General features: G+C 66.5%; 18 protein-coding genes. 7 read left to right on the plus strand and 11 right to left on the minus strand.

From position 1 onward, the window contains the following. Positions 1-81: 81 nt before the first annotated feature. From SALA_RS15835 to SALA_RS15850, 4 genes are all read left to right on the plus strand, one after another. Positions 82-1632, plus strand: a complete 1551-nt coding sequence (locus SALA_RS15835) for a DHA2 family efflux MFS transporter permease subunit (protein ID WP_011543382.1) — start codon at positions 82-84, stop codon at positions 1630-1632. Between the two features lie 65 nt (positions 1633-1697). Further along, positions 1698-3593, plus strand: a complete 1896-nt coding sequence (locus SALA_RS15840; protein ID WP_011543383.1) for an ABC-F family ATP-binding cassette domain-containing protein — start codon at positions 1698-1700, stop codon at positions 3591-3593. A gap of 96 nt (positions 3594-3689) precedes the next feature. Further along, complete coding sequence (gene hppD, locus SALA_RS15845) at positions 3690-4781, plus strand: 4-hydroxyphenylpyruvate dioxygenase (protein ID WP_011543384.1); 1092 nt, start codon at positions 3690-3692, stop codon at positions 4779-4781. Then, the gene (locus SALA_RS15850; protein ID WP_011543385.1) at positions 4778-5323 is read left to right on the plus strand and encodes a VOC family protein; all 546 of its coding nucleotides are present in this window, start codon (positions 4778-4780) and stop codon (positions 5321-5323) included. The genes hppD and SALA_RS15850 overlap by 4 nt, the downstream gene beginning before the upstream one ends. A gap of 96 nt (positions 5324-5419) precedes the next feature. Here the strand turns inward: SALA_RS15850 and SALA_RS15855 are convergent, their stop codons facing one another. Beyond that, on the minus strand, positions 5420-5776 hold the full coding sequence (locus SALA_RS15855) for a UrcA family protein (protein ID WP_011543386.1): 357 nt from the start codon (positions 5774-5776) through the stop codon (positions 5420-5422). A 290-nt stretch (positions 5777-6066) separates the two neighbouring features. Between SALA_RS15855 and SALA_RS15860 the strand changes: the two genes are divergently transcribed. Further along, a complete protein-coding gene (locus tag SALA_RS15860) occupies positions 6067-8352 on the plus strand; it encodes a BTAD domain-containing putative transcriptional regulator (protein ID WP_041383455.1) in 2286 nt (761 codons plus the stop codon). Here SALA_RS15860 and purH read toward each other — a convergent pair. After that, positions 8324-9916, minus strand: coding sequence for a bifunctional phosphoribosylaminoimidazolecarboxamide formyltransferase/IMP cyclohydrolase (gene purH / locus SALA_RS15865; RefSeq protein ID WP_041383457.1), 1593 nt, complete (start codon positions 9914-9916; stop codon positions 8324-8326). The genes SALA_RS15860 and purH overlap by 29 nt on opposite strands. Positions 9917-10093: 177 nt before the next feature. Then, on the minus strand, positions 10094-11122 hold the full coding sequence (locus tag SALA_RS15870) for a phytase (RefSeq protein WP_011543389.1): 1029 nt from the start codon (positions 11120-11122) through the stop codon (positions 10094-10096). A gap of 185 nt (positions 11123-11307) precedes the next feature. Between SALA_RS15870 and SALA_RS15875 the strand changes: the two genes are divergently transcribed. Both SALA_RS15875 and SALA_RS17695 read left to right on the plus strand, forming a co-directional pair. Further along, the gene (locus SALA_RS15875) at positions 11308-13665 is read left to right on the plus strand and encodes a TonB-dependent receptor plug domain-containing protein (protein WP_011543390.1); all 2358 of its coding nucleotides are present in this window, start codon (positions 11308-11310) and stop codon (positions 13663-13665) included. Positions 13666-13676: 11 nt separating this feature from the next. Beyond that, on the plus strand, positions 13677-13934 hold the full coding sequence (locus SALA_RS17695) for a hypothetical protein (RefSeq protein ID WP_011543391.1): 258 nt from the start codon (positions 13677-13679) through the stop codon (positions 13932-13934). 144 nt (positions 13935-14078) lie between these two features. Here the strand turns inward: SALA_RS17695 and SALA_RS15880 are convergent, their stop codons facing one another. The 8 genes from SALA_RS15880 to crtY all read right to left on the minus strand — a co-directional run bounded on the left by SALA_RS15880 (position 14079) and on the right by crtY (position 22131). Beyond that, a complete protein-coding gene (locus SALA_RS15880) occupies positions 14079-15857 on the minus strand; it encodes a heparinase II/III family protein (RefSeq protein ID WP_011543392.1) in 1779 nt (592 codons plus the stop codon). A gap of 3 nt (positions 15858-15860) precedes the next feature. Further along, positions 15861-16532, minus strand: coding sequence for a ribulose-phosphate 3-epimerase (rpe, locus tag SALA_RS15885; protein ID WP_011543393.1), 672 nt, complete (start codon positions 16530-16532; stop codon positions 15861-15863). A 285-nt stretch (positions 16533-16817) separates the two neighbouring features. Further along, entirely contained in the window at positions 16818-17336 is a 519-nt protein-coding gene (locus SALA_RS15890) for an AAA family ATPase (RefSeq protein ID WP_011543395.1), read from the minus strand. Next, positions 17333-17902, minus strand: a complete 570-nt coding sequence (pnuC, locus tag SALA_RS15895) for a nicotinamide riboside transporter PnuC (RefSeq protein WP_011543396.1) — start codon at positions 17900-17902, stop codon at positions 17333-17335. Before pnuC ends, SALA_RS15890 begins: the two co-directional genes overlap by 4 nt. Continuing rightward, positions 17899-18882 (minus strand): phytoene/squalene synthase family protein, encoded by a 984-nt coding sequence (locus tag SALA_RS15900; protein ID WP_011543397.1) that lies wholly within the window; start codon positions 18880-18882, stop codon positions 17899-17901. The genes pnuC and SALA_RS15900 overlap by 4 nt, the downstream gene beginning before the upstream one ends. Further along, positions 18882-19463, minus strand: coding sequence for a TIGR00730 family Rossman fold protein (locus SALA_RS15905; protein ID WP_011543398.1), 582 nt, complete (start codon positions 19461-19463; stop codon positions 18882-18884). Before SALA_RS15905 ends, SALA_RS15900 begins: the two co-directional genes overlap by 1 nt. 35 nt (positions 19464-19498) lie before the next feature. Beyond that, complete coding sequence (locus SALA_RS15910; RefSeq protein ID WP_011543399.1) at positions 19499-20977, minus strand: phytoene desaturase; 1479 nt, start codon at positions 20975-20977, stop codon at positions 19499-19501. After that, entirely contained in the window at positions 20974-22131 is a 1158-nt protein-coding gene (crtY, locus tag SALA_RS15915; protein ID WP_011543400.1) for a lycopene beta-cyclase CrtY, read from the minus strand. Before crtY ends, SALA_RS15910 begins: the two co-directional genes overlap by 4 nt. Positions 22132-22184: the final 53 nt, after the last annotated feature.

Here is a 22184-nt window from a genome sequence, read left to right on the forward strand (position 1 = left end):
GCAGGAGATTGCCGCGTCGCCCCGGATCAAGTCCGGGGCTCCCCGCAATGACGACGCCTTTGTCGGGAACGGTAGCCTGACATGGCCAGCGTCGCCGTCCCCGCCACCGCGATCTCCGCCGCGCCACAACCGCTCACCGGCGTGCGGCTGCTCGTCGCGGCCTTTGCGCTCGCGCTCGCCAATTTCGTCGTCGTGCTCGACACGACGATCGCCAATGTGTCGGTGCCACATATCGCGGGCGGGCTGGCCGTGTCGCCGACGCAGGGGACGTGGGTGATCACCAGCTATGCGGTCGCCGACGCGATCAGCGTGCCGCTCACCGGCTGGCTCGCCTATCGCTTCGGCACGGTGCGCTGGTTCCTCTATTCGATCTTTGGCTTCGGCCTGTTTTCGCTGCTCTGCGGCGTCGCGCAGACGCTCGACGCGCTCGTCCTCTTCCGCGTCCTTCAGGGCCTGTCGGGCGGACCGCTGATGCCGCTCTCGCAGATATTGCTGCTGCGCATCTTCCCCAGGGAAAAGGCCGGCATCGCGCTCGCCATCTGGGCGATGACGACGACCACCGCGCCGATCCTTGGCCCGATTCTGGGCGGGCTGATCAGCGATAATTGGGGGTGGCACTGGATCTTCTTCATCAACCTGCCGGTCGTCGCGATCTGCGCCTTTGGCGTCGCGACGCTGCTCACGCCGTTCGAGACGCAGCGCGTCAAGGCGCCGATCGACGTCGTCGGGCTGATCCTGCTCGTCGTCTCGGTCGGCGCCTTCCAGATCATGCTCGACACGGGGCGCGAACATGACTGGTTCGGGTCGGCGTGGATCGTCACGCTGGCGATCGTCGCCGCGATCGGCTTTGCCGCCTTTGTCATATGGGAACTCACCGACGCCAACCCGATCGTCAATCTGCGCATCTTCCGCTTTCGCGGTTTCACTTTCGGCACAATCGCGCTGTCGCTGGGGTTCGGCGCCTTTTTCGCGCAAGTCGTGCTCACGCCGCTGTGGCTGCAACAGGTCGCGGGCTATACCGCGACCGAGACGGGCTATGTCGTCGCGTGGCTCGGCTGTTTCGCGGTGCTGTTTTCGCCGATCGCAGCCGGAACGCTGGGCAAACTCGACATCCGGCTGACGGTGAGCGCGGGCATATTGTGGATGGCGGCGATGTCGATCCTGCGCGCCGGCTGGAACGCCGACGTCGATTATTGGACGCTCGCGCTGCCGCATGTGTTGCAGGGGATGGGCATGCCCTTCTTCTTCGTTGGGCTGACCGCGCTGGTGCTGAGTTCGGTGCCGGTCAAGGACCAGACGTCGGCGGCGGGGCTGATGAGCTTCCTGCGTACGCTGAGCGGGGCGATCGGCACTGCGGTCGCGACGACCGCATGGGACGAGGCGGGGCGGACCTCGCGGTCGGAGCTTGTCGCCTCGCTCAACGATCCGGGCGGGTTCATGGCCTCGCTCGAACGCGCCGGGCTGACGCTCGAACAGGCGCGCGCGCTGCTCGACCGGCTGGTCGAGGTGCAGGCGCTGACGCTGGGCGTGATCCACATCTTCCTCGCCGCCGCGGTGGTGTTCGTGATCGCCGCGGCAAGCGTGTGGATCGCGCCCAGACCCAGGCAGGTGTCGATGGGCGCCGCGCACTAGGGTAGGGTCAGGACGCTGCGCCGCAGGGCTTGGGTCCGCGCCCTTGCCATGCTAGGCGCGCGGCCATGTTGACGATCAACGGCCTCACCGTGCGCCTGGGCGGGCGCACTATCCTCGACCGCGCGAGCGCCAGCCTGCCCGCCAAAAGCCGCACCGGCCTGATCGGCCGCAACGGCGCGGGTAAATCGACGCTGATGAAGGTGATGATCGGCCAGCTCGAAGCCGACGAGGGTGGCATCGACATGCCGCGCAGGACGCGCATCGGCTATATCGCGCAGGACGCGCCGAGCGGGAGCGCGACGCCGTTCGAGACCGTGCTCGCCGCCGATGCCGAACGCGCGCGCCTGCTCGCCGCGTCGGAGGTCGAGCGCGACCCGCACAAGCTGGGCGACATCCACGAAAGGCTGATCGCGATCGATGCCTATACGGCGCCCGCGCGCGCCGCGCGCATCCTGATCGGACTGGGCTTCGACGAGGATATGCAGGGCCAGCCGCTCGACAGCTTTTCGGGTGGGTGGAAGATGCGCGTCGCATTGGCGGCGTTGCTCTTTTCGAACCCCGACCTCTTGCTGCTCGACGAACCGTCGAACCACCTCGACCTCGAAGCGACGATGTGGCTCGAAAGCTTTCTCAGATCCTATCCGGGCCAGCTCGTCGTGATCAGCCACGAGCGCGACCTGCTCAACAATGTCGTCGACCATATCCTCCACCTCGAAGGCGGAAAGGTGACGCTCTACCCCGGCGGTTATGACGATTTCGAGCGGCAGCGCGCCGAGCGCATCGCACAGCTCGCGGCGGCGAAAGCCGCGCAGGACGCACAGCGCGCCAAGCTCCAGGACTATGTCGCGCGCAACAGCGCGCGCGCCTCGACCGCCAAACAGGCGCAGTCGCGCGCCAAGCAGCTCGCGCGGATGCAGCCGATTGCGGCGGTCTCGGAAGACCCCAGCCTCGTGTTCGATTTTCCGAGCCCCGACGAACTGAAGCCGCCGCTGATCACGCTCGACCTCGCGAGCGTCGGCTACACGCCGGGTGCGCCGATCCTGTCGCGGCTCAACCTGCGCATCGATCCCGACGACCGCATCGCGCTCCTCGGCCGCAACGGCAATGGCAAGACGACGCTCGCGCGTCTGCTCGCGGCGCAGCTCGCGCCGATGGACGGCGCAATGGCGGCGTCGGGCAAGATGCGCGTCGGCTATTTCACCCAATATCAGGTCGAGGAACTCGACGGATCGGACACGCCCCTGGGCCATATGACGCGCGTGATGGCGGGCAAGACGCCGGGCGCGGTGCGCGCGCAACTGGGGCGCTTCGGCTTCACGGGCAACAAGGCCACCACCGAGGTCGGCAAGCTGTCGGGGGGCGAACGCGCGCGGCTCGCGCTTGCGCTGATCACGCGCGACGCGCCACACCTTCTGATCCTTGACGAACCGACCAACCACCTCGACGTCGACGCGCGCGAGGCCCTGGTGCAGGCACTCAACGGCTTCGACGGCGCGGTGCTGATCGTCAGCCACGACCGCCACATGCTCGAACTCACCGCCGACCGCCTCGTCCTCGTCGACGGCGGCACGGCGCGCGAATTCGACGGCAGCATCGACGATTATGTCGCCTTCATCCTCGGCCAGGGAGCCGGAAAAGGCTCGGCGGCGAACGACGATGCGAAGGGCGCCGCCAAGCCCAAGGACGCGAAAGCCGCGCGGCAGGAAGCGGCGAGGGCGCGTGAAGCGCAGGCGGCGCTGCGCAAGAGCGCGAAGGAACTGGAAGCGAAGGCCGGAAAGCTTGCACAGCAGATCAGCGCGATCGACCGCGCGATGTTCGATCCGGCGGGCGCCGAACCCGCGCTCGCGAAACTGACGATGGGCGACCTCGCGCAGCGCCGCGGCAAGCTCGCCGCCGAGCTGGAGGCGGCCGAGACGGCGTGGATGGACGCGCTTGAAGCGATCGAGGCGGCGGCGGCTTGATAGCCCCTCCCTGAAGGGGAGGGCGTCATCGCCGCATTGACTCGCCTTCCCCAATCCATCATAATAGTTTCAATTGAAACCATATGGGGAATGACCATGGCCGACCTGTTCGAAAACCCGCTGGGCCTCGACGGCTTCGAGTTCGTCGAGTTTTCGGCGCCCGAAAAGGGCATTCTCGAGCCTGTGTTCGAACGCATGGGCTTTACCCGGATCGCGCGCCACCGGTCGAAAGACGTGCAATTGTGGCGTCAGGGCGACATCAATCTGATCGCCAATTACGAACCCCGCTCTCCCGCTGCCTATTTCGCCGCCGAACATGGCCCGTCGGCGTGCGGCATGGGGTGGCGCTGCCGCGATGCGGCCAAAGCCTATGCGGAAGCGATCGAGCGCGGCGCCGAGCCGGTCGAAACGACTCCCGGCCCGATGGAACTGCGCCTGCCCGCGATCCGCGGCATCGGCGGCTCGATTATCTATCTGATCGACCGCTATGGCGACGATCTCAGCATCTACGACATCGACTTCGTTTACGAGGAGGGCGTCGACCGCCATCCGGTCGGCGCGGGGCTGAAGGTCATCGATCACCTGACGCACAATGTCTATGGCGGCCGCATGGCGCATTGGGCGGCGTTCTACGAGCGCATCGCGGGTTTTCGCGAAATCCGCTATTTCGACATCAAGGGTGAATATACCGGCCTCACGTCAAAGGCGATGACCGCGCCCGACGGCAAGATACGCATTCCGCTGAACGAGGAGGGCGCCGGCGGCGGCGGCCAGATCGAGGAATATCTGCGCGCCTACAATGGCGAGGGTATCCAGCATATCGCCTTTGCCTGCGACGACCTCTACGCCGCGTGGGACAGGCTGAAAGCGCTCGGCAACCCCTTCGCGCCATCGCCGCCCGACACCTATTATGAAATGCTCGCCGAGCGCCTGCCCGGCCATGGCGAGCCGGTCGAGGAACTGAAATCGCGCGGCATATTGCTCGACGGTTCGACGACCGAGGGCGATCCGCGCCTGCTGCTCCAGATTTTCGGGCAGACGGTGATCGGCCCGGTTTTCTTCGAGTTCATCCAGCGCAAGAAGGACGAAGGCTTCGGCGAGGGCAATTTCACCGCGCTGTTCAAGTCGATGGAACTCGACCAGATCCGCCGCGGCGCGCTCAACGTCGAAGCGGAGCCCGCCGAATGACCAGCCCGATCAAACTGGGGGGCGTCCACCACGCCGCCTATCGCTGCAAGGATGCGAAGGAGACGGTCGAATGGTACGAGGCCATGCTCGGCATGACCTATACCACCGCCTTTGCCGAGGATCATGTGCCGTCGACCGGCGAATATGACCCGTATATGCACGTCTTCCTCGACGCCGGGAATGGCAACATCCTCGCCTTTTTCGAGTTGCCGAACCAGCCCGACATGGGCCGCGACGAAAATACGCCAAAATGGGTCCAGCATCTGGCGTTCAGGGTCGGCAGCTATGACGAGCTGATCGCGGCGAAGGCGCATCTGGAGGCCAATGGCGTCGAGGTGCTCGGCCCGACGCACCACGGCATCTTCAAGTCGATCTATTTCTTCGACCCCAACGGCCACCGCATCGAACTCGCCTGTGACATCGGCACCGACGAACAATATGCCGAACTGCGACGCGTCGCGCCGCTGATGCTCGAGGAATGGAGCCGGACCAAGAAAGCGCCGCGCCACGCCGACTGGCTGCACGCGGCGGCGAACGAGTAGGACCGATTGCGCCGGGATCGTCCTTGGACGATCCCGGCGCGGCTCCCGCAAGGGACAGTGGGAGCGTGACAGTGCTCGCCGCGGGGGGCGGGTCCGTCAGGGACGGATGATGGTGATCGTTGCGGCTGCCGCCGCCAGCGTTCCTACCTGCCGTGCGGCAACCAGCTGGCGGCCTGCTTCACGTCCATCCTCCAAGGCATCCTTAAAGCACCGCGCAGCCGAGGATTTGCGGAGCAACGGCTCCGGGTCGGGTCTGACGTCGCACACCAGCCGCGCCGCAGAGCGGAGGCGGCGGTCGAGGCGGTCGAGGCCGCCATTCGACTTGAGGTTCAGGTCGGCGACTGACACGATCACCGATCGTGAGTCGCTCCACGGGGCCGTCGCAACGATCGGCTCGGCGGCGGCGGGCGATGCGACCAGTGCCAATATCGGCAGAGTGACGAAAATCTTCATGAAACTTCTCCTTCATGCCGCTTTCAGCCAAACGGAGCGGCTGTGGACATTGCGAATGGTTAGCCGGAGAACGTTCCTGTCACCGTCAAAGACGCGTCAAAGACGAATTAAAAATACGTTAAATGTCGGTACTATGACATTATGCGTTCATTGATGCGTCAATTCGGTGTTATTCAGTCGCGGGGATAAGAGATCAGGGCGCGCAGATCCCCATGTCAGGAGACTGCGCCGTGCATGCGACATTCGTGACGAGTATGCCTGGGTCGACATGTGGGTCACCCACGTTTCGGTTGCTGGGGGATTTTGCGGTTGAACCGGCGCTGCTCGCGCCGCATGGCCGCAAGGCCAGAGCGCTTCTGGCGCGACTCGCTCTGGCCGACGGCCCGCTTTCGCGCGACCGGCTCAGCGCGCTCCTGTGGAGCCATCGGGCCGAGCCCCAGGCGCACGCCAGTCTGCGGCAATGCCTGATGGAACTGAAAGCCTGGACGCGTGCCTCGCCGCCGCTGCTCCATGCCGACCGCGACGCGATCGCGATCGATCATGCGCATGTCGCTGACGATGTCTCCCTGCTGCTTTCGGCCTGTGCATGCGACGATGCCGACGCGGTGCTGCGCTGGCTGCCCGCTGACGAGGTTGCGCTGCTCGCCGATCTCGACGGGGTCGACGAAGCCTTTGACGACTGGCTGGCCGCCGAACGGGCGCGCAACACCGAGGTGGTCGTCCGCGAGGTGCTGGCCATGGCCGAACGACTGCTGGTCGCCGGCGATATCGACGGATCGCTGCGCGTTGCCGACCGGATGACCCGATTCGATCCGTGCAGCGAACATGCCGCTCGTCTGGTCATGCAGGCGCGCTGGCAGGCGGGGGACGATGATGGCGTGCGCCACGCATGGCACCGGCTCGAGGATGCGGTCGCGCGGGGGCTCGACGGGCGACCATCGCCGGAAACCGCCAGACTGTATCATCGGTTGATGGACGAACCTTCATGCCGGTCGAACGAGGTGGCGCTCCAGACGGGCAAAAAACCGCCGCCCGACCGGCGGACGCATCGCATTGCGACCGTTGCGGCAACCGTTGCGGCGTTCGGCCTGATGAGCGCTGATGCGCCGCGTGAGGGAGGCGGGGAGCCCGCGATGATGACGCCGACAGTACGGATCGAACCGGTCGTTTCGCGCAACCATGGCATGATTGAACTTGGTTTCGCCGATGCGCTTGCAGGCGATTTTGTCCGGCTGGCCAACGCGTCAGGCGGCCTCGTCCGCATTCTCGATGGAGAGGCCGTCGGCAGAGGCGACTTCATCGTTCGTGTCGCGATCAATCGCGATGACGGCAATTTGACAAGCGAATCGCGCGTCGTCGATGCGCGGAGCGGCGCGATTCTCTGGTCCAGTCGGCTTTCGGGGTCACCGCGCGACCTGACGCGCCTGCGCGAACAGACGGCGGTGTCGGTGGCTGCGGTGATTGATTGCGCGCTGCGTCTCAACGACGGACAGGCGGCGCTTGCCGCCGATGCCGACCGGCGCGCGCAAGTGTTCGCGATCTGCGACGCTCATGACGATCAAGACGGCGCACGCGCCGTCGCCCTGCTCGAACGGTTTGCAGCGCGTTGGCCCGGCGACAGGGTCGCCCTCGGCCAGCTAGCGCTGGCCCGCGCAAAGCTCATATTCGGCGAGGCCGAAACGGCCGAGCAGGAACGCCAGCGCCAGCTCGCGATTCGCGCCGCGCGCCGCGCGCTGGCGAACGACCCCGCCAATGTCTATGCAATGGTGGCGCTTTCGCAGGCCGGGCGACGCGAACGCTACATGGTCGACGGCCTTCCCATGCTGAAGCGCGCGTTGTCCGTCGATCCGCGATTTTCGACCGCATTGATGCTCCAGGCGACAGGACTGTTTCAGGCCGGCTATGTCGCGGCCAGCGTCCGGCCGTCGATTGACGCCGCCAACGCCGATCCCACCTCGATCGTCAGGGCGCTTGCGGTCGTTCGGCGGCTGGCCGCGGCGGGGCGGATGAAAGAAGCCTGGGACCGGCTCGACGCGGTCGCCGCCGTCTGGCCGGACCATCCCGATCTCGTCGAGCATCGCTATCGACTGACGCTCGAACAGCCTGATAGGGTCCGCGCCGCGGCGCTTGTCGCGTCGAGCGGCGTCGATGACCGATGGCGGCTCGATCGTCTCATCCTCCAACAGGTCGCAACCGGACGGCAGGACAGCGCCGCACTCGATGCCGCGGCCGAGATTGAATATTCGCGATTGCCGGCCGCCGCTTATCAACTCGCCGCGCTCTACACGCGGATCGGCGACATCCGGCGGGCGCTGATCTGGCTCGACCGGGCGCCGGTTCGCCAAACCAGCGGTCAATGGTCGTTACTCTATTGGCCATCGGTGGCGCCGCTCCGCCGCGAACCGCGCTTTTTCGCCAAGATGGCGCAGCTTGGGCTTGTCGATTATTGGCGGCGCGAGAATCGCTGGCCTGATTTCTGCCGCGAACCAGGGCTCCGCTACGATTGCCGACGCGAAGCTGACAGACTGGTTGCCGCCGGGCGCGCGGTCAATGCCGGAAATGCCGCATTCCGGTGAAGACCATCGCCAGCCCGGCTTTGTTCGCGGCTGCGATCACCTCATCGTCGCGGATCGATCCGCCGGGCTGGATCACGCAGGTCGCGCCCGCCTCGACCGCCGCGAGCAACCCGTCGGCAAAGGGGAAGAAGGCGTCGCTGGCGACCGCGCTGCCAATGGTGCGCGGGCTTGCCCAGCCATGGGATTCGGCCGCTTCGCGCGCTTTCGCCGCGGCAATGCGCGCGCTGTCGCGGCGGTTCATCTGCCCCGCGCCGATGCCCGCGGTTGCGCCGCCCTTGGCATAGACGATCGCGTTCGACTTCACATGCTTGGCAACCGTCCACGCGAATAGCGCGTCGGCCAGTTCTTCCTCGGTCGGCGCGCGGTCGGTCACGACCTTCAGGTCGGCGCGGGTGATGCGGCCGTTGTCGCGGCTCTGCGCGAGCCAGCCGCCGGCGATCGTCTTCAGCATCAACCCGCCGCGCGCCGGATCGGGCAAGTCGCCGGTGAGCAGCAGGCGGAGGTTCTTCTTCTTCGCGAACACCGCACGGGCATCGGCATCGGCGTCGGGGGCGCAGACGACCTCGGTGAAAATGCCGCTGATCGCCTCCGCCGTCGGCCCGTCGAGTGGTCGGTTGACCGCGATGATCCCGCCGAACGCCGACACATCGTCGCATTTCAGCGCCGCGTCATAGGCCTGGCTCAAACTCGCGGCGGTCGCGACGCCGCACGGATTGGCGTGCTTGACGATCACGCAGGTCGGATCGGCCTCGCGAAACTCCGCGACGAGTTCGAGCGCGGCATCGGCGTCGTTGATATTGTTGTAGCTGAGTTCCTTGCCCTGCACCTGTTCGGCTTGCGCTATCCCGCGCCCGGCGGGACCGGCGGGCAGGTAAAGCGCGGCCTTTTGGTGCGGATTTTCGCCATAGCGCAGTTCGGCCGACAGCTTGGCGGTCAGCGGCAGCGTGTCGGGAAACAGCTTGCCCTGGTCGGCAAAGGCGAACCAGCTCGCGATCGTCCCGTCATAGGTGGCGGTGTGGGCAAAGGCGGTCGCGGCGAGCCGCTTGCGCAGGTCCAGCGTCATCGCGCCGCCGTTGGCGTCCATCTCCGCGATCACCGCGGCATAATCCTCGGGCTCGGTGACGATGCCGACGAACGCATGGTTCTTCGCTGCCGAGCGCACCATCGCGGGGCCGCCGATGTCTATATTTTCGATGATCTCGTCGCGCGCCGCGCCCTTCGCGACGGTCGCGGCGAAGGGGTAGAGATTGACGACGACCAGATCGATCGCGCCGATCCCGTGCGCGTCCATCGCGGCGACGTGGCGCTCGTCGTCGCGCACCGCCAATATGCCGCCATGCACCGCCGGGTGCAGCGTCTTGACGCGGCCGTCCATCATCTCGGGAAAGCCGGTCAAATCGGCGACATCGAGCACGCTATGACCCGCCTCGCGCAATGCCTTCGCAGTCCCCCCGGTCGACACCAGTTCGACCCCGTGGCGGACGAGCGCCGCGGCCAGATCGGCAAGCCCCGCCTTGTCGCTGACGGACAAGAGCGCGCGGCGGACGGGAATCAGGTCGGTCATGGAGGGCGGCCTTTTGCGAGACGGGAAAGACGCGGCTCCCCTAGTCGGGTCACTCCCCAAGAGCAAGCATCGTTGCCCCCGCACAGGCAGGGGCCGCTGTCGGTCTATTCCGGCCTCGCCGCTTCAAACCGATTGCGGCCCCCGCCTGTGCGGGAACGACGATTTATTGACGCGATATTACAGCCCCAGCGCCGCCGCGATCTGGTCCCAGCGCACCAGCTTGAAGTTTTGCGCCTTGGCGCCGTTGTCGCCGTCCTGCGCGATGAAGATGCCATCGGGGTAGGCCGGACCGAAATTGCCCGCCACCGCCTCGATCCCGTCGGTTTCGCTCGTCGCGCCGAACGCTCCCGCGGCGACCGCGAAGCGGCCGATATAGTCGACGCCCGGCAGGCGGAACACGGCATAGGCATTGTCGCCCTGGCTCGACGCGATCAGGTAGCGCTGGCCCTTGTGGTCGATCGTCGCCAGGCCTTCGAGGTCGGCGACGAGGCGTTGGTTGTCGATCGGCGCGACCAGGCGCGCGGACGCGCCCTTGCCATTTTGCTTCAGCTCCCAAAGGCCGCCGACCTCTTCGCCGACATACAGCGTGTCGCCGTCGAAGACGCAGCCTTCGGACTGGGTCGGGATCTTGTGCTCCCATTCGATGGTAAAGGTCGGCGCCGCGCCCGCGGGCAGCCCCAGCGTGCCGACGCGCACGCTGCCGTCCTTGACGATCAGCGCCGCGGTGATCGGCTCGCCCGGCGCGCTTTTCTTGACGCACAGGCCATAGGCCTCGCCCGGCCCCGCCGCGACGCGGCCGAGCGCGGTGATTGCGGGCTTGGCGCCGTCGAGGCGGAAGATCGCGAGATGCGCGGTCATCCCGTCGTTGCGGTCGCTCGCGACGATGATGTCGCCCGCCATGTCGACATTGTTGACCAGCCCGGCCTCGATGAAGGCGACATCCTTGCCGGCAAGGTCATAGACGTGCAGCCCGGCCTTCTTGTCGGTCGCGACGATCAGCGCGCGATTCGGATTGGCGGGATCGACCCAGACCGCGGGATCGTCGGCGGCGTCGGCGCGGCTGGTGCCGACCGGCTCGGTCTCGCCGCTCGCCGTCACCTGCACCGGCGGCAGGCCGTTGATGATGGGTTCGCTCGCGACGCATCCGGCGAGCAGCGAGGCAAAGGCGAGCGAAGTCAGCAACTTCGCCTGACGGGTGACGGACATGGCGATTCCCCTGGTTCATGCTGCGCATCCGCGCGCTTGACCGCGCCCCCTTTCATCTCGGCGCCTTCGCGTCAATCGCACAATATTTCAGTCATATAAACGTCATCGAAACGTCATTTGACTCGCCGCAAACGGTCACATGGCGCCCCTAGACGCCCGGCAACCACAAAGGGGGTCTAACCAAAATGATTCGAACTTTCAGCCTGCGTTCCGCCGCCGCTCTCGCCATCGTCGCGGTGCTCGCCACCGCTCCCGCTGTCGCGCAGCCGACATCCGCCGACACGGCGCCGATCCAGCGCGACGAGGGCGACATCACGACCTCGCAGGACATCGTCGTCCTCGGCAGCGTCGGCTATCGGGGCCGCAGCGACGAGGCCGAACCCGTCCTTTCATATGACAGCGAGTTTTTCCAGCGCTTCGAGCCGCTGACCGCAGGCGATGCGCTGAAGCGCGTGCCGTCCGTCACCTTTCTGTCCGACGTCATCGAAAGCGACGGTGCGCGCCTTCGCGGCCTGCCGCCGGGCTATACGCAGATCCTGATCAACGGCGAGCGCGTCCCCGGCAACGGCGACGACCGCAGCTTTTTCATGGATCGCATTCCCGCCGAACTGATCGACCGCGTCGAGATCCTCCGCTCCTCGTCGGCGCGCCGCACAGGCGATGCCGTCGCGGGCACGATCAACATCGAACTGCGCGACGGTTTTGAACTCGATGGCGGCTATGTCCGCGCGGGCGCGCTCTATTTCGACGATGAGGAACTCGAACCAAGCCTCGGCCTCGTCTATGGCGGGAAAGTCGGGCCGGGCCGCCTGCTCGTCGGGCTCAATTTTCAGGGTCGCCACAATCCGAAGCGGAAGCGTTCGCTGCGCTATGGCGATTCCCCCGAGAACGATCCCGATTTCCGGGTCAACGAGTTCGACAATCGCGAGGACCAGAGCGACACGCGCGACGGCAAGGATTATTCGGCCAACGCCAGCTATGAGATCGACGGCGAGACCACCGGTTTCCGGATCAGCGGCTTCTACGTCCGCACCGACCGCACGGAGACCGAGCGCAGCTTCGAATATGACGATCCGACGGCGATCAGTGGCCCGCTGCCCAGCGGCAATCTGTTGACCGACAATCGCAACGTTAACAATATCGATCAGGAAAATTACAGCATCGACGCCAGATTGTCGCACGATTGGTCGCTCGGCAAGACGACGCTGCGTCTCGGCCATGCGCGGTTCGACGACAAGCAGCGCGAGAGCGAGAATGAGATCGATTTCGACGTCGATTATGACGATGGCGAAGTGCCGGTGTTCGAACAGGCGTTCACTGCGACCGACATCGTCGACAAGGAATACACCGCCAAGCTCGACCATGAGTTCGACCTTGGTCACGACATCCAGCTTGTGGTCGGCGGCTTCTATCAGAAGAAAAAGCGGAATACCGCGATCCTCGACGCGGACGGCGAAGAGGATTTTCCGGGGCTCGAAACCAGCTATGACCAGTTCGCCGATAGTCCCGACGACCTGCTTTCGCCCTTCGACCCGCTCGAGCCGACCGATGGCGGGGTCAGCCGGATCGAGGAACGACGTCTCGACGGTTTCGCGCTGGTGCAGGGCAAATCGGGCGGGCTGACGTGGGAGGCGGGCATCCGCTATGAAACCACGCGCTTCGACATCACCGACTTCACCGAAGCGGCAGCGATTCCCACGCAGCGCAATGAATATGAAAAATGGCTGCCGTCGGCGTCGGTCAAGTTCGACCTGACCTCGCGCGACCGCATCACCGCGTCGGTCGCGCGCACCAACCGTCGCCCCGATTTCAACTTCATCTCGCCCGCCCTGCTCGAAGAAGAAGTCGGCGACAGCGACCTGCTCGGCAATCCGCAACTCGGTCCCGAAACCGCCTGGGGTTTCGATCTGGGGTATGAGCGCCGCATCGGTCGCACCGGCATCGTCGGGATCAATGCCTTCTACCGCGACGTGACCGACCTCATCGAACTGACCAACACCGGCGAAGAGGGGTCGGAAGGCGAGGGCACTTTCGTCTACCAGCCGCAGAATGTCGGCGACGGCAAGGTGTGGGGCGTCGAGTTCGATCTTTCGACCGACCTCGGTTTCCTCGGCCTGCCCGACACGGGCCTTTTCGGCAACGTCTCGTGGCTCGACAGCGAGATCACCGATTTTGCGGGCAAGCGCCGCTTCAACGGCCAGTCGGACTATGTCTACAACATCGGCTTCGTTCAGGACATCCCGCGCTGGGGCGTTGCTTTCGGCGCGACGCACCGCAAACAGGGCGCGGCCTATGACCGTGTGATCAGCGAGGAAGTGCGCACGACCTATGGCGCCGACCTTGAAATCTTCGTCGAAAAGCGGATCGGCAGCAATTTCACGATCCGCGCGGTCGGATCGAACCTGTTGAACGGAGCCAAGCGCGAAGTGTTCAACAAGTTCGACAATCTCGAAGACCAGCAGACACGCGATTTCGACGAATATGAGCTCGAAAGCGAAAAGGCGGGGCCAGTGTTCCAGCTGATGGCGCGCTACGCCTTTTAGAGCGCGATGACATGATATTGACCCACCGTGATTGCCCCCTGAAGTTCGTCGGCAAGAAGCGTCTCGCAGGACGGGCTGGTTGCCCGGACCAGAGACGCGCCGCTGTCCGGCGGGCTTCAGGGGGCAACCCCTCCGGGGCGGGCCGATTCTGGCCGATTGCCACGTTGCTCGTCGGGCGCGATGTCCCGCATCGCGCCGCTCCTCGCGCCTCGCACTCGGCCAAAATCGCCTCCGTCACGGTGGGTCAATATCATGTCATCGCGCTCTAAGGGTTCGGCGGCCGACGCTCAGTCCCTTGGGCGCCGGCTGCTGGTTCGCTGATCGTCATTTCAAGCGAAGCGAAGCAATCCAGGGCGGCCTAAACCGCTCTGGATTGCTTCGTCGCTTCGCACCTCGCAATGACGAGGCAAAAGCTACCCGATATGCTTGAATATCCACCCCACGCTCACCCCGCCCGCGGGGGCGGTGCCCGTGACGACAAGCTGTTCGGTCGGGTAGGGGCGGCCATCGCCATCGACCCACAGGCTTTCCTCGATGGCCAGCTCGCCTTCGGAGGTGCGGAACTGCCACAGCGGCCCGCCGCCGAGGCGCAGCAGCGCACCCAGCCCGTCGGCGGTCAGGCTGGCCGAAATGTTGCGGCCGAGGTGAAAGCGGATCGTGAAGGCCTTGTCGCCCTTGCGCCGCGTGCGCGGGGCGGGCAGCAGCATGTCCTCGCCGCGCAGTTCGCGCCCGTTGGGTGAGAGGATCAGCAGGCGGCGGTGGATCAGCCCGTGGCGGCGTGCATAGCCGTCGTGGCTCATCTCGAGCCGGCTGCCCTGCGGTGTTTCGCGGCGATCAAGCTCGACCTCGGTGACGCCCTTGCCAAGCGCGCCGCCGGGCAGGATTGCGGTCGAATTGCTGTCGGCCAGCGTCAGCGTCGAATGCGCCGCGGTTGTCCGCAGCCCGCGCGCAAGGTCGGCGGGGATCGTCGCGCCGGTGAGCGCCGCACCGCCGCAGTTGACGACGATCCGTTCGTCGCCATCGCTGAGTTCGAAGGCGAGGGTCGAAGCGCAGCCCGCCTCGGTCACCCGGGCAATGGGGGGAGGCGCGGCGTCGGCGAGCAGCACCGCCTTGTTCGCGACAAGCCGCTGATAGCCCCAGTCGCGCGCCTGTTTCAGCGGCCGGGTGCGCACGCCGCTTGCCGCGACGATCGCCTGCACATGCGCCGCCGAGGTCGCACCGCTGCCCTGCCAGCAGCCCATGCCGCCATCGGCGTGGAGCAGCCCGAGCAGCGCGGGGACGGCCCGCGCGAGCACTTCCTGCACAAAGGGTGGCACCTCCATGCGGCGCATGTCATAGGTGCGCGCGAGCATCGACAGCGCCATGATCGCGTCGAGTTGCGCCTGCGGCGAGCGCGAGATATTGCCGCCGTCGGCATAAAAGCTGGTTTCCAGCACCTTGCGTAGCCCCGCTTCGCCGAACACCTGCCGCGGCTCGCCGCCGGGCATGAGGAGCGACGCGGCGACGATGCCGACCCACGCGACCATTTGTCCCGTGCCCGGCCGCGTCTTGTCGGCGACGCGGTCGAGGTGCCGCGCCGCGCGCGCGAGGTGGTTGAGCACCGCCGAGCGATAGACAAGGTCGCTCGACGACAGGATGAGCGGCGCGTGAGCGGCCCAGAAGAGGATACGCCAGCCGGTATTGTCGGCGCGCCACGCGGGTTCGCTCACCGTCTCGCCATGCGTGCCGAGCCAGTGACGCACCACGGCTTCGGCGATCGGCGCGCCATCGGCGCGGGTGCCGGTGGCGGCGAGGTCGCGCAGCCAGGCAAAGCTGTGCAGATAATCGGCAAAGGCCGGCGCGACGGTCAGCGACGCGAAATCAAGATCGCCGAGCGGCAGTTTCAGCCCGCGATGCAGAAAATGGCCGGCACGGATCGCGGTGCCCGCACGCGGATCGCCCGGCACCGGGTCGGCGGGTACGCCGAGCAGCTTCAGCGGAAAGCGCCCTTTGAGCCGCAGCGCGTGGAGCGGGGTGCGCCAGGTCAGGCGGGTGATCGCATTGGCGACGCGATCGCCGAGCGACAGCCCCTTGTCGGCGGGCAGGCGGATCAGGCGTTTGCCGGGTTCGATCGTGTCGTCGATCGGCGCGGCGTCGTAACCGGGATCGAGCGGCGGGTCGGCGGGGGCGGTGGTCAGCGGTCTCCCCTCCATCGATCAGGCCCCGCGCAGCCGCCGGATATTGTCGGCATATGCCCCTGGCCCGCCCTTGAAGGTCGCGGTCCCCGCGACGAGCACGTCGGCGCCGGCCGATATGGCGCGTGGCGCGGTCGCCGCATCGATCCCGCCGTCGACCTCCAGCCTTATGTCGCGGCCCGATTTCTCGATCATCTTCTTCACCGCCTCGATCTTGCGAAGCTGGCTGGCGATGAAGCTCTGCCCGCCGAAGCCGGGGTTGACGCTCATGATGAGGACCAGGTCGATGTCGTCGATCAGATAATCGAGCATCTTGGCCGGGGTCGCGGGATTCAGCGACACGCCCGCCTGTTTGCCCAGCGATTTGATATGCTGGACGGTGCGGTGGATGTGCGGTCCCGCCTCGGGATGGACGGTGATGATGTCGGCGCCCGCCGCGGCAAAGGCGTCGAGGAAATGGTCGACCGGCGAGATCATCAGATGGACGTCAAAGGGCAGCGACGAGTGCGGGCGCAGCGCCTTCACCACCATCGGCCCGATCGTCAGATTGGGCACAAAATGGCCGTCCATCACGTCGATATGAACCCAGTCGGCCCCCGCGGCCTCGATCGCGCGCACTTCCTCGCCCAGCTTCGCGAAATCGGCGCTGAGGATCGACGGGGCAATGCGGACGGCGGGCGGCGTGGCGGTCATGGATCGGCCTTAACCATCTAAGGAGTCGGGAGCAAGCGGGGGCGGGCGGTGGTTGTGGAAAAGCGGGGGGCGCTGCGGTGTTGAGAGGGGAATGGCTGGTTGCGACCGATTGCGGCCGTTGGCATTTCGGGCTCTCTCCCCTTCAGGGGAGAGACACGAAGGCTTGGCAGCTTGCTGCCTAGCCGCAGTTGAGAGGGGTTTGGATGGTCCCCCTCTCCCAACCCTCTCCCCTGAAGGGGAGAGGGCTTTATGGCAGCTCTCCACCCCAAAACCGCCGCCGATACCCTACATCAACCCCGCCGCCGCAATCGCCGCGACGGCATGGTCGATCCGGGCGTCGCCCTCGCCCTCGATCCACGCCCATGGGAGCTGGCGCCGTTCGAGTTCGCCGATCGCGACGTCCATGAACTGATGCCGCGCCAGATCGCTGCCGAACAGGCGGGTGCCGTCCTCCTCCCAGGGCAGGTCCATCGCGGGAACGAGATAGAGGTCGGCCACCCCGGTCCACGCATCGATTTCGGGCAAGCGGCGCCCCAGCAGCATGAGCGCCCACGCCTGCGTCATCAGCGGGTCGGTGTCGGACACCAGCCAGTCGGGCTGCTGGGCCAGCGCCGCCGCGGTCGCGGCGCGGTGGCCGTCGAAAATGGCGAGCAGGTCGACCTCGTCGAACTTGGTGCCATTCGCCTCGGCATAGGTGCGCCCATATTCGGGGACGACCAGCCCGCCGAGCCGCAGCGCGAGCCGCGGGGCGAGCGTCGACTTGCCCGTGCTTTCGGCGCCGTGCAGGCAGATGTGCCGGGTCATGGCGCGAGCCGCCCGGTCGCCGCCGCGCGGCGCCACTGGATCAGCCCGTCGATCGACAGGCCGAGCAGCACGACATAGACCGCGCTGGTCGCGTAAAGCCCGCGCGATGCGAAGAGCGGGATCGCGATCAGGTCGACGAGGATCCACAGATACCAGCTTTCGACGCGCCGCCGCGCGAGCAGCCATTGCGCGGTGACGCTGATCATCGCGATCGCGCCGTCGATCCATGGCGCCGCCGCGTCGGTGTGGCGGTCCATCGCATAGCTCCATCCCGCCCAGGCGGCTAGCGTGCCGAGCCCCCAGCCCCATCGCGCGCGGTCGCCCATCCAGCCGACCGGGACGCCGCTGTCGGTCCGTGCGCGCGTCCACGCCGCCCAGCCATAAAGATTGAGCGCGAAGAAAAAGCCCTGGAGCAGCATGTCGCTGTACAGCTTCGCCTCGAAGAAGACGAAGGCATAGAGCGCCACCGCGACGAGCGCGAAGGGATAGTTCCAGACGCTGCGCAGCGCGACGAGCGCGACATTGGTGAGCACGAAGGCGGCGGCAACCCATTCGACGGGGTTCATGCGCCTGCGCACTCCCCGTGCGTGTGTACGCCGTCCGGCCGGGGCCGCGTCCACAGCCCCTCGCGGCTGATCCGTCGCTCTGGCGGGCGGCGGAGCACCGACCAGCCCGCGCGCGCAACCCAGCCCAGTTTGGCGGCGAGCGAGCTTGCGGCGCGATGGTCCCACGCATGATCGCCGCGCCGCCGCACCTCGCGCGCGATGTCGCCATAAATGCCCGCGGCGGCGAGCACCGCCCAGCGGCTGCGCGGCGGCAGTTTGCGGGCGCCCCAGCGCGCCGACGCTTCATATTCTTCCGCCATTTCGGCGAGCCATTTTGCCATCACGGCGAGCCGGGGGCGAAAGGCGGGGTGCATATGCTGCCCCGGCGGAATGTCGAGTTCGACCATCCATTCGACGGGCAGGTAACAGCGGTCGGCGGCGGCATCCTCGGCCACGTCGCGCGCGATATTGGCAAGCTGGAACGCGATGCCGAGGTCGGATGCACGGTCGAGCGTGCGCTCGTCATCGGGGTCGATTCCCATCACCAGCGCCATCGCGACGCCGACCGCGCCCGCAACATGATAGCAATAGCGCAGCAGATCGTCCTCGCTGCGCGGCCGCCAGTCCCTTGCATCGAGATCGAATCCCGCGACGATATCGTCGATAACCGCGCGCGGGATCGCCACCTCGGTGAGCAGGAAACCCAGCGCGTCGAACGCCGGATCGCCCGTCGGCGCGCCCGCAAAGGCCTGGTCGGTCAGCGCCCGGATGCGCTCGACGGCCGCTGCGGAATCGTGTCCCGGCGCCATCGTGCCGCCATGATCCTGCCCGTCGGTCAGGTCATCGGCCGCGCGGCACCAGGCGTAAAGCAGCCAGACGCGCTCGCGCGTTTCGCGGTCGAAAAGCTGACTCGCGAGAGCAAAGCTTTTCGACCCGCGCGCGATGCTGTCGTGCGCGAAACCGTGGAGGGCGTCGGCGTCATAGGCCCCCGCTTCGGTCATCAGAGATTTTCGGCCTTCATCGCGAAAATCGTCTGGTGCGGCGTATAATGCGCCATCTTGTCGAGCAGATCGTCGAGTCCGGCGTCGACGATCAATATCCCCGCATGGGCGGGGCGGATGAAGCCGACCTCGATCATCCGGCGGTTGAAGGCGATGAGGTCGTTGTAGAAGCCCGCGGCGTTGAGCAGCCCGACGGGCTTGGTGTGATAGCCGAGCTGCGCCCAGCTGATCGCTTCCCACAGCTCGTCCATCGTCCCGACGCCGCCGGGGATCGTCAGGAACCCGTCCGACAGGTCGGTGAACATCTTCTTGCGCTCGTGCATCCCCGATACGACGTGCAGCTCGGTGCAGCCGCGATGCGCGACCTCGGCGCCGACGAGCGCCTCGGGAATGATGCCGATCACCTCGCCGCCCGCTTCCAGCGCGCTGTCGGCGACCGCGCCCATCAACCCCAGTCGCCCGCCGCCATAGACGACGCCGATGCCCCTGTCGGCCAATGTGCGCCCGACATGGCGCGCGGTTTCGATATAGACGGGGTCATCGGGGGTCGCGGACCCGCAATAGACGGCGAGGCGTTTCATAGTCTTCCCTTACCCGCTCGATGATGTGAGCGGAATTACAAGTCCAGCATCAACGCCGCCGTTGCCTTGGCGCTGCCGACGACGCCTGGGATTCCCGCGCCCGGATGCGTTCCCGCGCCGACGAAGTAAAGATTGGAAATCCTGTCGTCGCGGTTGTGCGCGCGGAAAAAGGCCGACTGCCACAGCACGGGTTCGAGGCTGAACGCGCTGCCGAGGTGCGCATTGAGGTCGCGACCGAAATCGGTCGGCGTATAGTGAAAGCGCGTGACGATATTGGCGCGAAGATCGGGTGCGACGCGCCGTTCGACCTCGTCGATGATCGCATCGGCGAAGCGCGTGCCGAAATCGCCGTCCCAGTCGGCTTTCGCCTTGCCGAGGTGCGCGACGGGGGCAAGCGCGTAAAAGGTCGAATGCCCCGGCGGCGCCATGCCCGGATCGGTGATGCTGGGATGGTGGAGGTAGAGCGAGAAATCGTCCGGCACGACGCCGTTCTTGTAGATGTCGTCGAGCAGCCCTTTATACCGCGGGCCGAACAAGATGCTGTGGTGCGCGACACCGGGATAGTCGCCCTTCGCGCCGAAATGCACGACGAACAGCGACGGCGACCAGCGTTTGCGCGCCAGGCTGCGCGCCGTTTTCGGCCCGCGCGGATGATCGGCGAGCAGGTCGCGGTAGGCGTGCATCAGGTCGCCGTTGCACGCGATCATTTCGGCGTCGCCGCGCCAGCCGCTCGCGGTGGTCACCCCGGTCGCGCGGTCGCCCGCGGTGTGAATCGCCGTCACCGCATCGCCGAGGCGCAGCGTCCCGCCCAGCCGCTCGAACAGGCGGATCAGTGCGGCGACCAGCCGGTTGGTGCCGCCGCGCGCGAACCAGACGCCGCCGTCCTTCTCGATCGTGTGGATCAGCGCATAGATGGCGCTCGTCGTCATCGGATTGCCGCCAACGAGCAGGGTGTGGAACGACAGCGCCTGCCGCAGCCGCTCATCCTGCACATAGGAGGAGACGATCGAATAGACGCTGCGCCACGCCTGATATTTCATCAGCGCAGGCGCGGCCCTGATCATCGCCCGAAAGTCGAGAAAGGCGGTCGCGCCGAGCTTGACATAGCCCTGTTCGTAAACGCCCTTCGAATAGTCGAGGAAGCGTTCGTAACCCGCGACGTCGGCGGGGTTCAGCCGCGCGATCTCGGCGTGGAGCGCCGCCTCGTCGTTCGAATAGTCGAAATTGGTCCCGTCGGGCCAGTTGAGCCGGTAGAAAGGACTGACGGGCATCAGTTCGACGTCGGCGGCCATGTCCTGCCCGCTCAATTCCCACAGGTCGCTGAGGCAGGGCGGATCGGTGATGACGGTCGGCCCGGCGTCGAAGGTGAAGCCGTCGCGCACCCAATGATAGGCGCGCCCGCCGGGCTTGTCGCGCGCCTCGACGATCGTCGTCGCGACCCCTGCCGATTGCAGCCGGATCGCAAGCGCGAGGCCGCCGAAACCGGCGCCGATGACGATGGCGGTGCGGGTCATTTCCAATCCAGTTTTGCAAGCGCCGACAGCGCGCGGCCGACCGGCACCGGCGGCTTTCCCGCAAGCAGGCGCAGCCGGTCCGCCGCGGTCGACCGCCCGGCATAGAAGCGCGCGACGAGCCGCGGCGACAGGCGATAGAATCGCTCGAAAATGCGGTAACGCCTATCGGGATCGGCGGCGCGGAACAGCATGGCGTCCAGCATCCGGTAAAAGCGCTGGCGCCGCCACGCCGACTGCGCGCGCGCGCGCAGCAGCGCGGGCAGGTCGGCGCGACCGACCAGCGCGGGCAGCGCCGCCGCGGTGCGTACGGCGTGCGGCAGCGAATAACCCGTCGTCGCGTGGAACATCCCTGCGCGCACGCCGATTCGTGACGTGCGGTCCGATTCCGGCCACAACCGGTCGAAATCGCCCGCGATCACCACTGGTAACACGCCGCTCTCCTCGCGCATCGTCGCCGTCACCTGCCAGCCCTGCGCCGCGGCATAGGCGGCAATGCGTTCGCGCACCACCATTTCGTCGAGGTCGGCGTCGTCGCTGTAATAGGTGTCCTCGACGAACAGGGTTTCGGCGTCGAAGGGGAGGAGATAGACAAAGCGATAGCCGTCCAATTGCTCCACCGTCGCGTCCATCACCACCGGCTGTTCGACGCCGTGCCCGCCCTTCACGGTGAGCGCCTGCCCGACAAACTTCTGCCAGCCGCAGTCCAGTGTCGGAAACTTGCCCGCGCCGCGCGCGTCGAGGACATGCTTCGCCGACAATCGCCCGCCGCGCGCCAGCAGCAGATGGTCGGGCGCGACATGTTTCGCGCGATCGGCGATGATATGGCCGTCCGGCAGCGCCGCCGCCACCGCTTCGGCCAGCGCTTCGCCGGTGATGCTTTTATATCCCATGTGCAGCGTCCGCGCGTGCGCGGGAAAGCGCACGTCATAGCGCGGCCAGTGGTGGCGGACGAGCGGCGCGACGAGCCAGCGGTCCTTCTTTGCGATGTCGCTGTCGAAAAAGGACCAGATATGATTGCCCCCGACCGGCCCCGGCTCGATCAGTCGTATGTCGAGATCGGGCCGCTTGGCCGCCAGCGCCAGCGCCGCAAGTCCGCCCGCAAGCCCGCCGCCGACGATCGCGATGTCGCATTTATCGATGTTCGGCCCCACCATGTCTCCGCCCTAGCCGCGCTTCGCGCCCGTGCAAAGCCATTGCAACGCGCCGC

Origin of the sequence: Sphingopyxis alaskensis RB2256, from assembly GCF_000013985.1 — a bacterium.
Taxonomy (GTDB): domain Bacteria; phylum Pseudomonadota; class Alphaproteobacteria; order Sphingomonadales; family Sphingomonadaceae; genus Sphingopyxis; species Sphingopyxis alaskensis.

Excerpts from the sequence above, each read along its gene's own strand:
- SALA_RS15890 (WP_011543395.1), bottom strand. The coding sequence starts at position 17,336 with ATGACCCGGCACATCTGCCTGCACGGCGCCGAAAGCACGGGCAAGTCG.
- SALA_RS15855 (WP_011543386.1), bottom strand. The coding sequence starts at position 5,776 with ATGAAGATTTTCGTCACTCTGCCGATATTGGCACTGGTCGCATCGCCC.
- SALA_RS17695 (WP_011543391.1), top strand. The coding sequence starts at position 13,677 with ATGATATTGACCCACCGTGATTGCCCCCTGAAGTTCGTCGGCAAGAAG.
- SALA_RS15910 (WP_011543399.1), bottom strand. The coding sequence starts at position 20,977 with ATGACCCGCACCGCCATCGTCATCGGCGCCGGTTTCGGCGGCCTCGCG.
- hppD (WP_011543384.1), top strand. The coding sequence starts at position 3,690 with ATGGCCGACCTGTTCGAAAACCCGCTGGGCCTCGACGGCTTCGAGTTC.
- SALA_RS15900 (WP_011543397.1), bottom strand. The coding sequence starts at position 18,882 with ATGACCGAAGCGGGGGCCTATGACGCCGACGCCCTCCACGGTTTCGCG.
- crtY (WP_011543400.1), bottom strand. The coding sequence starts at position 22,131 with ATGGTGGGGCCGAACATCGATAAATGCGACATCGCGATCGTCGGCGGC.
- SALA_RS15850 (WP_011543385.1), top strand. The coding sequence starts at position 4,778 with ATGACCAGCCCGATCAAACTGGGGGGCGTCCACCACGCCGCCTATCGC.
- SALA_RS15875 (WP_011543390.1), top strand. The coding sequence starts at position 11,308 with ATGATTCGAACTTTCAGCCTGCGTTCCGCCGCCGCTCTCGCCATCGTC.
- SALA_RS15880 (WP_011543392.1), bottom strand. The coding sequence starts at position 15,857 with ATGGAGGGGAGACCGCTGACCACCGCCCCCGCCGACCCGCCGCTCGAT.
- pnuC (WP_011543396.1), bottom strand. The coding sequence starts at position 17,902 with ATGAACCCCGTCGAATGGGTTGCCGCCGCCTTCGTGCTCACCAATGTC.
- SALA_RS15870 (WP_011543389.1), bottom strand. The coding sequence starts at position 11,122 with ATGTCCGTCACCCGTCAGGCGAAGTTGCTGACTTCGCTCGCCTTTGCC.
- SALA_RS15905 (WP_011543398.1), bottom strand. The coding sequence starts at position 19,463 with ATGAAACGCCTCGCCGTCTATTGCGGGTCCGCGACCCCCGATGACCCC.
- SALA_RS15840 (WP_011543383.1), top strand. The coding sequence starts at position 1,698 with ATGTTGACGATCAACGGCCTCACCGTGCGCCTGGGCGGGCGCACTATC.
- SALA_RS15835 (WP_011543382.1), top strand. The coding sequence starts at position 82 with ATGGCCAGCGTCGCCGTCCCCGCCACCGCGATCTCCGCCGCGCCACAA.
- rpe (WP_011543393.1), bottom strand. The coding sequence starts at position 16,532 with ATGACCGCCACGCCGCCCGCCGTCCGCATTGCCCCGTCGATCCTCAGC.
- purH (WP_041383457.1), bottom strand. The coding sequence starts at position 9,916 with ATGACCGACCTGATTCCCGTCCGCCGCGCGCTCTTGTCCGTCAGCGAC.